The 12,750-nt window shown below is 64.6% G+C and carries 9 protein-coding genes; 1 reads left to right on the forward strand and 8 read right to left on the reverse strand.

Translation table 11 applies throughout. From position 1 onward, the window contains the following. Positions 1–2: 2 nt before the first annotated feature. Complete coding sequence (locus AT959_RS07945) at positions 3–464, reverse strand: diheme cytochrome c (RefSeq protein ID WP_066882416.1); 462 nt, start codon at positions 462–464, stop codon at positions 3–5. Position 465: 1 nt separating this feature from the next. Continuing rightward, positions 466–873 carry a DUF1924 domain-containing protein gene (locus tag AT959_RS07950; protein ID WP_240481780.1) on the reverse strand — a complete coding sequence of 136 codons (408 nt, stop codon included), beginning with the start codon at positions 871–873 and terminating at the stop codon, positions 466–468. 160 nt (positions 874–1,033) lie between these two features. Here AT959_RS07950 and AT959_RS07955 point away from each other — a divergent pair, with 160 nt between their 5' ends. Next, positions 1,034–1,441, forward strand: coding sequence for an FKBP-type peptidyl-prolyl cis-trans isomerase (locus AT959_RS07955; protein WP_066882418.1), 408 nt, complete (start codon positions 1,034–1,036; stop codon positions 1,439–1,441). A gap of 65 nt (positions 1,442–1,506) precedes the next feature. On the opposite strand, the gene AT959_RS07960 is transcribed toward AT959_RS07955, so the two are convergent. From AT959_RS07960 to AT959_RS07985, 6 genes are all read right to left on the reverse strand, one after another. After that, positions 1,507–4,593: a response regulator gene (locus tag AT959_RS07960; protein WP_066882420.1), complete on the reverse strand. Its 3,087-nt coding sequence runs from the start codon at positions 4,591–4,593 to the stop codon at positions 1,507–1,509. 6 nt (positions 4,594–4,599) lie between these two features. After that, entirely contained in the window at positions 4,600–6,774 is a 2,175-nt protein-coding gene (locus AT959_RS07965; RefSeq protein ID WP_083518292.1) for a DctP family TRAP transporter solute-binding subunit, read from the reverse strand. 163 nt (positions 6,775–6,937) lie between these two features. Next, positions 6,938–8,215 (reverse strand): TolC family protein, encoded by a 1,278-nt coding sequence (locus AT959_RS07970; protein WP_066882424.1) that lies wholly within the window; start codon positions 8,213–8,215, stop codon positions 6,938–6,940. Between the two features lie 5 nt (positions 8,216–8,220). After that, positions 8,221–8,523: a DUF3240 family protein gene (locus tag AT959_RS07975; protein WP_066882426.1), complete on the reverse strand. Its 303-nt coding sequence runs from the start codon at positions 8,521–8,523 to the stop codon at positions 8,221–8,223. After that, positions 8,516–11,602, reverse strand: coding sequence for an efflux RND transporter permease subunit (locus AT959_RS07980; RefSeq protein ID WP_066882428.1), 3,087 nt, complete (start codon positions 11,600–11,602; stop codon positions 8,516–8,518). The genes AT959_RS07975 and AT959_RS07980 overlap by 8 nt, the downstream gene beginning before the upstream one ends. Further along, positions 11,602–12,669: an efflux RND transporter periplasmic adaptor subunit gene (locus AT959_RS07985; RefSeq protein WP_066882430.1), complete on the reverse strand. Its 1,068-nt coding sequence runs from the start codon at positions 12,667–12,669 to the stop codon at positions 11,602–11,604. The genes AT959_RS07980 and AT959_RS07985 overlap by 1 nt, the downstream gene beginning before the upstream one ends. Positions 12,670–12,750 lie beyond the last annotated feature (81 nt).

A 12,750-nucleotide genomic window follows, 5' to 3' on the forward strand; every position in this document is an offset into this window, starting at 1 on the left:
GCTTATCTCCGCAGTTCGGGCAGGGCGATGTCGTGTTCGCTGTAGCGGCCGTCGGCGGCGCCGCGATGGCAGGCTTCGCAATTGGCCGCCGATTTGACGCGCGGGTCGCGCCAGTATTTGGCCGGTACTTCACGGTGGTGCCGGACAAAGCGCGGCGTCTGCGTGATGCGTGGCGGCTCGCCGGCGCTTCCCAGCTTGCTGGTGTCGCCGGCGTGGCGCTGGAGAAAGGCGCTGATTTCCTGCCTTTTTGGGCTGTCGACCGCAGCATCGCTACCGAAATGCTGTTCCAGGCTGCCCAGGGTGCGTTGCCAGTCCTTGGCCGAGAGCAAGGCCGGTGGATAGGCGAGGTGGCAACTGCCGCATTCGGCCCGGTAGCTGGCCGGTGTGTCGCCGGGCAAGGGCAGGCGGTCGGCCATTGCCGGTAGCGCAAGGCCAAGCAGGGCAAGGGTGATGAGTGCTTTCATCTCAGCGCACCTCGCTCATGAAGGCGATGAAGTCGGCCTTTTCAATCGGCGTGCAGGCGCGGCCGACGACTTCCTTGCAGTTGCGGCCAAACCACTTTTCGACCTTGGCCGGGTCGCTGAAACGTTCGCCATTGGCGGCCACGGCCAGCGGCCGGATGCTTTTGCCGGTCACGGCATGCTGGCCGCTGTTGGCCGGGCTGTCGGTGTGGCAACTGGTGCAGGCCGGCATCTTGTCGTTGAGTGCAAAGCGCTGGCGGAACAGGCTTTCGCCGCGTTTGGCAGAGGGTGCGAAGCCCGGTTGCTGGGCGGCTGCTTCGTTGGTGTAAATCTGCCGGATCTGCTGGGGCGTTTCGGCGTGGCAGGCGAGGCTGGCTAGCAGCAGGCCGAGAGCGGGGAGGGCTCGCATCATCATCGTTCTCCTTGTTGTGTTGATGGAGACGAGTGTAGAGAGCAAGTCTTAAGCAGGAATTAGGCGAAACTTAAGGAAGGATTAAGGCTTGCCCACCAGCTCGCTTCCCGGTAGTTTTCCGGCCTCGATCAATATATTCGCGCAAGCGATGGAGTGAGCAATGGCATTGTGGAAGAAAATCGTACTGACCGGACTGGTCGCTTTTGCCTCGGCCGGTGTCCAGGCCGCTGGGCCGGAGAAGACCCCGTCGGGCCTGGTCTATGAATCCCTGAAGGACGGCACCGGCCAACAGGCGTCGCCGCAAGCCAGCGTGCAGGTGCACTACCGTGGCACGCTGGCCAATGGCAGCGAGTTCGACAGTTCCTACAAGCGCGGCGAGCCGGCCACTTTCCCGCTTAATCGCGTCATTCCCTGCTGGACCGAAGGTGTCGCCAAAATGCGCGAAGGCGGCAAGGCCAAGCTGACCTGTCCGCCCGAGATCGCCTATGGTTCGCGTGGGGCCGGCTCCGCCGTGCCGCCGAATGCGACGCTGACCTTCGAGGTCGAACTGCTCAAGGTCATGCGCTGACCTGCGACATGATTTGAGAGGCAGACCGCCGCCAATTCTGGTCGTCGGTCTGCAATTGCAGCAACTCAGCTAAGGCTGGCCTCATCCGGCACCATGGCTGCCGCAGCCTGCGGCGGCTGCGCGGTCCGTAGCAACAGGTGCAGATGCCCGGTCAGCTTGGGCAATTCGACCGCCAGTTCGTCGAGCGCCCCCTGGACCAGGGTAGTTGCCTCAGGGGCATTCTGTTTCAGCGGCAATTCAATGGCGGCAGCAATTCGCTGGATGCGTTGTAAACCGAGACTGCCGGCGCTCCCCTTGAGCGAGTGGGCGTAGCGCTGCGCTTCGTCGAGTTGCCCACGGGCCAGTGCGGCTTTGATGACCTCGGCTTCGCCATCGTGGTTGTCGGCAAACATGCCGAGCAGGCGCAGATAGACCGGCAAATTCCCCCGCATGGCATGCAGGCCGATGCTCAGATCGAGACCATCGACCTGCGCCAATTGCTGGCGCAACTGTTCATCGTTGCCGCTCTCCTGAACCTTGCCCGGCGCCTCCGGCAATGCGGCCGGCTGGGCCAGGGGCGGCATCCACTGCAGCAAGGCGCGGAACAGATGGTCCGGGTCGACCGGTTTCGGGACATGGTCATTCATGCCGGCTTCCAGGCAGGCCCGCTTGTCTTCGTCAAAGGCATTGGCGGTCATTGCCAGAATCGGGACGGCGCGTCGTTCGGGCAGCGCCCGTAGTTTGCGGGTCGCGGCCAGGCCATCGAGATTGGGCATCTGCACATCCATCAGGATCAGGTCGTAAGCGGTTTTGGCTGCTTTCTCGAAAGCCTCCTGGCCGTCGACGGCGACATCGACCCGGAGCCCGGTTTCCTCGAGCAGTTCGAGCGCCACTTCGCGGTTGATCGGATTGTCCTCCGCCAGCAGAATTTTTCTTCCCCGCAGCGGCGAAAGGTCAAGCACGCTAGATGAATCTGTCGCCGGCGCGGCGGCTAATGGCATTTGCCCGGACAGCACGCCGACCATGACGTCGTGCAGTACCGAGGGCGTGACCGGTTTGTTCAACTGGGCGGCAATGCCAATCGCCGCCAGTTGTTCGGCCGACCATTCGCCGCCATAGGCGGTGGCGAGAATGATTTTCGGGGCGGGCTGGGTGTCGAGGCCGAGGATGCGGCGGCTGGTTTCGATGCCATCCATGCCCGGCATGGCCCAATCCATCATCACCAGGTCGAAGGGCTGACCCGCGGCCGCTGCCTCGTGCATGGCTACCAGAGCCTGTTCTCCGGATTCGGCCGTCCTGACCCGGGCGGAAAAGGAAAGCAGCATGTCTTCCAGCGCAACACGCGCATCGAGCACATCGTCCACGACCAGCACACGGAGGCCGCGTGGGATGGTCAGGCTGCGCGCCAGCGTTGCAGTTGCCTCCGCTCTTTGCAGCGGCAGCTCGAACCAGAATGTGCTGCCTTGGCCAAGGGCGCTGTCGACGCCGATCCGGCCGCCCATCAATTCAACCAGGCGCTTGCTGATGGCGAGGCCAAGACCGGTTCCGCCAAAGCGCCGTGTCGTCGACGCATCGGCCTGTTCAAAGGCCTGAAACAGGCGCCCCTGTTGCTCCTCGCTGAGTCCGATCCCGCTGTCACTGACCTCGAAGCGCAGCGTCAGCGTCGTCTCGTCCTGCGCCAGAAGGCGGGCGCGGAAAATGATGCTCCCGGTTTCGGTGAACTTGATTGCATTGCTGGCGAAATTGACCAGCACCTGGCCAAGATGCAGGCGGTCGCCACGGAGCAGGGCCGGAATGGCCGGATCGATGCGGTTGACGACCTCCAGCCGTTTTTCCGCTGCGCGATCGCCGATCAGGTCGTTGAGGTTCTGGAAGACACGGTCTAGTTCGAAATCGGCATGTTCGATGTTCAGCTTGCCTTCCTCGATCTTGGAAAAGTCGAGAATGTCATTGATGATGCCAAGCAGATGCTGGGCGGCCTGCGTTACCCGGTTGAGCTGGTCGATCTGGCGGCGATCGACCGCCGCCCGGCGAATCAGGTGGGTCAGGCCGATGATGGCGTTCATCGGCGTGCGAATTTCGTGGCTCATGTTGGCCAGGAAACTGCTCTTGAAGCGGCTGGCATCCTCGGCCGCCTCCTTCGCCAATTCCAGTTCCCGGGTTCTTTGGGCGACCAGATACTCGAGATGGAGCTGGATATTGCGCAACTCCTGCGTGCGTTGGTCGAAATTTTCGGCGAGGTCTTCCAGCTCGTCATGGGTGCCGAGCGGAGCGCAGCGTTTTTCCGGGCTGCCATCGGCTTCGGCGACGCGCCGGCGCAGGGTCAGGATCGGACGTGAAATCGAGAACCCTATCCAGTGCGCAATGGCGATCGCCGCCAGGGTAAGCAAAAGGCCGAGCAGCGCGACGTCGCGAATGGCGCTGTGGGCCGGTTCGAGATAGTGCTGGCGCGGCGCCGAAACTTCGAGTTGCAGGTCCAGACCAGTGAGGAAACCCTGGGCGCCGCTGTTCAACGGGCGCTGGGCGGTGACCATGTCGGCCAGGTTGCCGGCCTGGTGCTCGTACAGGGATTTCTCCCCGGCCTTCAGGCGATAGCCGATCATCGAATCGGACGGCAGAACCCGCCGGGCCACTGCGCCAAGGTCGTAAACCACGACCAGGGCGCCCTGCGTCGTGCTGTAGTAGCTGACTGGGACAAAGACGACCCATTGGCCATGCGCGACATCGACGATGTAGCTGACCACGCCGTTGGCCAGGGCGCTGCGCAGTTCGGCCGAGTCGGCGTAGGTCGGCAAGGTGTCGAGCGTCGAGTAAACCGGCTTGCCGTCATAGCCGACCAGGGCGACGGCATGCACGTCACGGCCTTCGCGGAAGTTCCGGATGATGTCCGGCAGGTAGGTCTGCCGCCCCTGGGCGTCGTTCAGGCCATTGACGACGAGCGGATTCTTGACGAGGACGGTGGCGCTCTCGAGCAGATAGTCGATCCGCTGCAACAGCAACCGGGCATCCTGCCGCGCCCGCTCCTCCAGTTCGTGGGTCAGGTTGGTGCTGATCGTCGCGTAGAGGCGAAAGCCGACCGTGACCGCGACCGTCGCCATCGACAGGGCAACGAACAGGCCGAAGGCCCAGGTGATGCGACGGCGAACGCTACGCGTGAAGTAATCGAGTTTCAAAATGGCTTATTCGGCAAGGACAATATGGCCGCGATCGTTGAAGCGGGCCAGGTGCAGGAGGTTACGCTCGAGCGCATCGTGCTGCTCGGCGCTGAACGGCGGGTTGTAGTCGCGCAGGATGCCGCCATAGCTGGACAGGCTTTCCAGCGCATTGCGAATGGCCTGTCGGTCAGCGGATTTGGCCTGGCTGACGGCACGGGCAAACAGTTGCGTCAGATCGTAGGCGTGGACGCTGCCGATGGGCGAAGGGATGACGGCATCCGGGGCCAGACTGTAGCGTTCGCGATAGCGCGTCAAAAATTTTCCGAGTTTCGGGTGGGCCCGTCCGTCGCTGATCAGGATGGACTGGACAAAGCGCAGGTCTACTTTCTGCAGGGCGCTGCGCATCGGGGTGAAGAAATCGCCACCGCTCAGTCCCCAGTGCGAAAGAATGGGCACCGGCTTGCTCTGCCGGGCCATGGCCTGAACAATGGCGCGCGCTTCCAGCGGATTGGCGACCATGACCAGGGCGCCCAGGCCGTTGCTGACCAGGGCGTCGATCTTGTTGTTGATGTTGGGGTCGCCGGCATCGAGCCAGACGATTTCCACTTTGCCCGCCGGCAGTTTGGCAATCAGCGGTTTCAGCACCGCCTCGTTGCTGCGTCCCCAGGCTGAGCGTTCGAGCAGGACGGCAACACGTCCCTCCATTTTTATGGCTCGTTCGAGCAGAAATGGTGCAACTTGTCCGTCATTGATCGAAACGCGGAAAGTGTAGCTTGGTTGATATTGATGATTGATCAAGCCTTGTCCCGCCGCCCAGGGAATCAGGAAAGGCAGCTTCAGGCGATGAATTTCGCTCAGTTCGTCGGAAATGACTGCGGTATGCATGCCGCCCATGACGGCGAGCAGCGATGGCATTTGCGCCAGCCGTTCGAGGTTTTGCCGGCCGATCTGCGGATTGGCGCCGTGATCGAGGGCGATGATCCGCAGCGGTTTGCCGAGCAGGCCGCCTTTCTGGTTGATTTCATCGACCGCCAGTTGCATGCCGCGGTAGATGGCGCCGCCGGCCTGGGCTCCGCCGGCCGACAGGTCGGCGTCGAGGCCGATCACGTATGAATCATCGTTACGCGGCGCCTGCTGGGCGAAGCGCAACTCCTCTGTCTTGGCCAGCAGGTCATAGCCGACGGCGAAGGCGAACTTGTCGGCAATCGGCGCCATGGCGGCGCGGAAACGCTGACGCTCCTCGGGCGACAGCGTGTAGATATCGACGCCGGCGGCGCGGATCTTTGCAATGAAGTCGACCTCGCGACGGGCGGTTTCCTGGCGCTCCCAGAGGGTCAGTTCGCGGGCCGTGCGCTGGATGATTTCCCGCAGCTCGGGCGACAGCGTTTCGAAGACGCGCTTGCTGGCGGAAAAGACATAGCCGAGGTAGGCGTGGTTGGAAATCGTCAGGTGTTTCTGGACTTCATGCAGACGCATGCCGTGGATGGCGACCAGCGGATTCTCCTGGCCATCGACGGCACCGTCGGCCAGCGCCTTGTAGGTGGCATGAAAGTCGATCGGAATTGGCTGGGCGCCGAGCGAGGAGAATTGATCCGCGATCAGCGGACTTTTCATGGTGCGGATGCGCAAGCGGGCGAAGTCCTGCGGTTTGCGAATCGGCGTGTTGGCGGTGAATTGCTTGAAGCCGTTTTCCCAGAAGGTCAGGCCGATCAGGTCGATGGCCTTGAGTTTCGAGAGCAGTATCTGTCCCGGCTCGCCATCGAGCATGGCATACAGCTCTTCGCGACTGGTGAAGTAGAACGGCAAGTCGGCGTACTGCATGGCCGGAATCGCCGAACTGAGCTTGGCGGTCGGCGTCAGCAGCAGATCGAGCGTGCCGTTGCGCGTCATCTCCAGCATCTGGTCATCGCTGCCGAGCTGCTGATCGGGAAATACTGCAATCTTTAGTTTGCCCTTGCTGCGCGTTTCAACTGCTTCAGCAAACTTCAGCGCCGCGGCGTGCAGGGCGCTGTCCGCGGCGATATTCAGACCCAGCCGTAGTTCACGGGCCGGTCCATCCTGAGGGTCCGACTTGGCGGCGGAGAGGGCCGCGGCGGATTTCGGTTGCGTGCTGCCACGACCCAGCCACCAGATTGACAGCAGAATGCTTGCCAACAGCAGGCAAACAATCACGATCGTTCGGGAGGGGAGTCTATTCATGGCAAATCAGTCGATGGAAAATGTAATCATTTTCAAGCGTCTCGCAAGTGTTACAAATTTGGAACACTTGTCTGATGATAGCCTACGTATTCACCTCATTGATCAATCGCTTACGCCAAGATAAATATATTTTTGTCATTGTCAGGTGAGTCCGGCTTGCCGCTTACAGCGCTGCCGACCCGGCGCCGGGCTTGTCGCCCGGATGTTTTTCCTCATCCAGCACCCACAACCGGTGGGCGTCGAGCAGCAGGCGGTAGCGCGATTCGAGGGCGTCGAGCTGCATCAGCCGGGCCGCCAGTTCGGCTTCGTTGGCCAGCCGGCGGGCGGTCAGCAGGTCATTCAGGCTGCCTTCGCCGAGCTGGTAGGCGCGGGCCGTCATTTCGGCGGCGTGGTTCAGGCTGTCGGCGGCCTGGCGGCCGGCTTGCCAGGTGGCGACGGCGGCATTGGCCAGATGGTAGGTGGCGGCCGCCTCGGCCGTGATCTTGCGGAGCGCGGCGGCTTCGCGGTTGCCGGCGGCATCGGCCTGGGCCAGCGCTGCATCGGCAGCGGCCCGGCGGCCGCCGCCGGGGAGCGGAATGCTGATGTAGGCGCCGACGATCTGCTCTTCGCCGGCCCGTTCGCGCGATACCTGCAGGCCGACGGTCGGGTCGGGCAGACGGTCGCTGCCGATGCGGCCGGCGGCAAACTGGGCGCGCTGCGTCTCGCCGCGGGCCAGGCCGAGTTCGTGGCTGTGTTCGAGAATGGCCTCGATCCATTCGTTGGCGCTGCCGCTGAGCGGCTGCGGCTCGGCAATTGTCGCCGGCTCGTTGAGCGGCAGGCCGGGGTAGCGCCGGCGCAGTTCTTCGGCCGCTGTTTGCTGGCGGACCGTGGCCTGGGCGAGTTGAGCGGCGGCCTGGGCGAGCGCGGCCTGGCTCTGGATCGTTTCGAGCCGGGCCGCATCGCCCAGCTGCTGGCGGCGCTGGATAGCGCGGGCCTGTTTTTCCAACAGGGCGACCTGGGCGGTCCACTGCCCGGCCAGGGCATTTTCGCGCAGCCAGACGAACCAGGCTTTGAGCAGGGCACGACTGCTTTCGTGCAGGCTGTCGCCGAGGGCCGTTTCGGCCAGCGCGACGCCGGCCGCGCCCAGCTGGGCGTCGAGCGAGGCTTTGCCGGGCAGACGCAGCGGGCGTTCGAGTGCCGCATTCCATTCGTTGAAACGCTCGTCCGGGCCGGTGCTTGGGCTGGTTCGGCGCTGCTGGGCGCCGAAGCGGACGTTCCATTCGTAATGGCCGGCTTCGAGCCGATTGCGGTTGGCTTCCTCGGCCCGAACCTGGCTGCTGGCGGCCTGGATCTGCGGATTGGCGCGCAACACTTTTTCGACAATGGCGGCCGGCGGCAGGTTGGGGGTCGGTTCGGCGGCCAGGGCAGCCGAGCCGAGCGCGGCGAGCAGCAAGGGAATCATTTTTTTCACAGGCGCCCCTTGTCGATGACCGGGACCAGCCAGAAGAAAACATTGGCGTTTGGCAGTTTTTGCTTGATCAACGCCAGAACCTCGCGCTTGTCGGCTTCCGGGCCGACGGTGCGGATGACGGTGCGTGGGGCGTGGCCGGCGACGAGTTCGGCATCCTCGACGAGCGGGATAACCGAGCCGTGGCCTTCGGCGGTACTGACCGTGAAGCCGGGTACCAGATCGGGCCGGGAGAGCAGCAGGTCTTCGACGTGCTGGGCGACATCGTCGGGCATGATCAGGGAGAGCAGGACATCAGCCATGGCGTTCCTCGCTGAGGGCAACGGTACGGTGGACGCCGAAACGGCGGAACAGGATGGGCAGCAGCACCAGGGTCAGTGCCGTCGAGGTGAGCAGGCCGCCGATGACGACGATGGCCAGCGGGCGCTGCACCTCGGAGCCGGGGCCGGTCGCGAAGAGCATCGGGACCAGGCCGAAGGCGGCGATGCTGGCTGTCATCAGCACCGGCCGCAGCCGCCGGCGGGCGCCTTCGACGACGACTTCGGCGAGGCTCATGCCGCGTGCCAGCAACTGGTTGAAGTAGGTGACCATGACGACGCCGTTCAGCACGGCGATGCCGAGCAGCGCGATGAAGCCGACCGAGGCGGGGACCGACAGGTATTCGCCGGAAATCAGCAGGCCGAAGATGCCGCCGATCATCGCGAATGGAATGTTGGAAAGGACCAGCAGCGCCTGGCGTACCGAGCGGAAGGTCGAGAAGAGCAGGAAGAAGATCAGCAGCAGCGCCACCGGCACCACTACAGCCAGCCGGGCCGCCGCCCGTTGCTGGTTCTCGAACTGGCCGCCCCAGGCCAGCCGGTAGCCGGGCGGCAGCTTGACCTTGCTGGCGACGGCGGCCTTGGCTTCCTCGACAAAACCGACCAGGTCGCGGTCGCGAACATTGGACTGGATGACGACATAACGCTGGGCATTCTCGCGGTCGACCTTGACCGGACCGTCGATGCGCTCGATCTTGGCGACGCTGGCCAGCGGCACGCTGCCACCATCCGGCAGGCTCAGGCGCAGCGCCGCGAAATCGGCCGGCGAGGCACGCAGCGTCTGCGGGCCGCGCAGGACCACCGGGGTGCGGCGGCCCTGTTCGATCACGGTGCCGACATTGCGCCCTTCGAGCAGGGCTTTCAGGTCGTTCTGGATGTCATCGACGTTGAGGCCGAAACGGCCGGCGGCGAGCCGGTCGACCGCCAGCTTCAGGTATTGCACGCCGTCGTTCTTCAGCGTGAAGGTGTCTTCGGCGCCGCGCACGGTTTTCACTGTTTTTTCGATGTCGACCGCAAGACTGTTCAAAGTCGGCAGATCGGGGCCATAAACCTTGATCGCCAGGTCACCGCGAACACCGGTCAGCATTTCGGAGACGCGCATGTCGATCGGTTGCGTGAAGGAAAAGCCTATGCCGGGGAAGTCGGCCATCACGGCGCGCAACTGGTCGGCCAGCCAGGCCGGGTCGGGGTTGCGCCAAGTATCGCGCGGCTGCAGCACCATGAAAGTGTCGGTCTGGTTGAGGCCCATCGGGTCGAGGCCGAGTTCGTCTGAGCCGGCGCGGGCGACGATCGCCTTGATCTCCGGCACCTGCGCCAGAATGGCCTGCTGGACGCGGCTGTCGAGGGCGATGGTCTGGTCGATGCCGATCGACGGCAGTTTTTCCAGCTGCATGATCAGGTCGCCTTCGTCCATCGTCGGCATGAAGCTCTTGCCGAGCAGCAGGAAGGCGCCGGCCGCGGAGAGCAGCCCGAGCAGGGCGCCGATGATGAACTGGCGGCTGCGACTGAGCGCGGCAGCGAGAATGCGCTCGTAGAGCGCGGCCAGTTTTTTGACCAGCCACGGTTCGTGGTGCACGCCGCGCTTGATCAGGTAGGAGGCAAGTACCGGCACCACGGTCAGCGACAGCAGCAGCGAGGCGGCCAGTGCGAAAACGATGGTCAGCGCGACCGGGCCGAACATCTTGCCCTCCAGTCCCTGCAGCGTCAGCAACGGCAGGAAGACGATGATGATGATGATGATGCCCGAGGTGACCGGCGCGGCGACTTCGCGGGCGGCGCGGAAGATCAGGTGCAGTGTCGGCAGGTTGTCCGGCGCCTCGGCCAGTTGGCTTTCGACGTTCTCGACGACGACCACCGCCGCATCGACCAGCATGCCGATGGCGATGGCCAGGCCGCCGAGGCTCATCAGGTTGGCCGAGAGGCCGGCCAGGCGCATCAGGATGAAAGTGGCGAGCGCTGACAGCGGCAGCATCAGCGCGACGACGATGGCGGCCCGCAGGTTGCCGAGGAAGGCGAGGAGCAGCAGGACGACCAGCACGATGGCTTCGAGCAGCGCCTTTGATACCGTACCGACCGCCCGCTCGACCAGATTGCCGCGGTCGTAGAAGGCTTCGAGCGTGACGCCGGGCGGCAGTGCTGGCGCGATCTCGGCCAGCCGTGCCTTGACGCCGGCCACCACGCTTTGCGCATTGGCGCCGCGCAGGCCGAGAACCAGGCCTTCGACCGCCTCGCCCTGGCCGTTCTTGGTCACCGCACCGTAGCGGGTAAGGGCGCCGATGCGGACCTCGGCGACATCGGCAACGCGGACCACGCTACCGTCCCGGGTTTGCAAAACAACCGCTTTCAGGTCGTCGACCGTACGAATCGCCCCTTCGGCGCGAACCAGCAGCGATTCCTCGCCATCGTTCAGGCGGCCGGCGCCGTCGTTGCGGTTGTTGGCTTCCAGCACCGCCTGCAGATCCTTCAGGGCCAGGCCGCGGGCGGCCAGACTTTGCGGATTCGGCACCACTTCGAAGGTGCGGACCTCGCCGCCCAGGCTGTTGACGTCGGCGACGCCGGGAATGGTGCGCAGTTGCGGGCGGATCACCCAGTCGAGCAGGGCGCGTTTCTCGGCCAGCGGCAAGTCGCCTTCGATGGTGAACATGAACATTTCGCCGAGCGGCGTCGTGATCGGTGCCATGCCGCCGCTGACGCCGGGCGGCAGGTTGCCCATCGCCGCATTCAGGCGTTCGCCGACCTGCTGGCGGGCCCAGTAGATGTCGGTGCCGTCCTCGAAATCGATGGTGATATCGGTCAGCGCATACTTGGACGTCGAGCGCAGCAGGCGCTGGTGCGGAATGCCGAGCATTTCCTGCTCGACCGGCACGGCGAGCCGGGTTTCGACCTCTTCCGGCGTCATCCCCGGTGCTTTCAGGATGATCTTGACCTGGGTTGTCGACACGTCCGGGTAGGCATCGATCGGCAAGCCGAGAAAGGCCATGACGCCGGCGCCGATCAGCAGGGCGGTGAGCACCAGCAGCAACAGGCGCTGGGTCAGCGAGAAACGGATCAGGGCGGTCAGCATTATTCTTTGCCGACGCCCGTCAACATCGCCTTCAGGCCGGAAACACCCTTGACGGCCACCTTGTCGCCGGCCTTGAGGCCATCGACGACGACACTGTCGCCGCCCTGGCTGACCACGCGAACCGGCCGCGCCTCGAAGGCCAAGCCCTTGTCACTGGCCGAAACCTGGACGAAGGCCAGCGTCTTGCCCTGGTCGCGGATCAATGTGCTGGCCGGCAGGCTGATTTGCGGCCCGCTCGTGCCGGCGATCTCGACTTCGATCACCTGGCCCGGCGTCAGTTGTTCGGCCCCGTGGCTGACTTCGGCGCGCAGCAGGACCGTCTGGCTGGCGCTATCGACGGCGCGGCCGATGGCGATCAGCTTGCCGCCGATCTCGCTGCCGGCCAGTTTGACCGGCGCACCGGGCTTCAAACTGGCGGCGGTAGCCAGTGGCGCCTGGATCTCCAGCCACAGCGGCGACAGTTTGGCGATCCGGTAGATCGGTGCCGCAGCCTCGACCCGCTGGCCGAGTTGGGCATGCTGTTCGAGCACGATGCCGTCGATGCCGGCGGTCAACGCCAGTGGACCGCCCAATTTGCCCGGCGCGACGCCGGCCATGGCCAGCCCCTGGCGGCGTTCGCTGGCCAGGGCCGTGGCCTGGGCGGCGGCGCTACGCGTCGCCTGCAGACGGGCTTCGGCAATGATGCCTTCGGCAAATAGGATTTCATCGCGCTTCAGGTTCTGTTGCAGCAATGCTGCCTGGCTGCTCGATTGGAGCGCGTCGCGTTGCAGTTCCAGCGCCTGCGGGCTGGCCAGCTGGGCGACCACCTGGCCACGCTTGACCGTGGCGCCCGGCGCCACTGCCAGCATCTCGACCATGCCGCCGACCGGGGCGGCGACGATGCGCATCTGCTCGGTCGGCACGACGACCCGGCCCGGCAGCGTGCCGGCGCGCCCGGCCTGGGGGCTACCGGCCACCGTCGTTTCGATGCCCAGGGCCTTGATCTGGGCGGCTTGCAACAGCAGGGGTTCGGCGGTGGCGCTCAAGCTGGCCGCTAGCAGGCCGGCGAGAAGAAGGAGGTGGGGCATGGGGGATCGATTTCAATGACGACACCTGATCTTAGCGAGGCAAGCTTAAGTCACCCTTAAGCATGCCGTGGCCGGCCAGCC

This window comes from Dechloromonas denitrificans (genome assembly GCF_001551835.1).
GTDB lineage: Bacteria > Pseudomonadota > Gammaproteobacteria > Burkholderiales > Rhodocyclaceae > Azonexus > Azonexus denitrificans.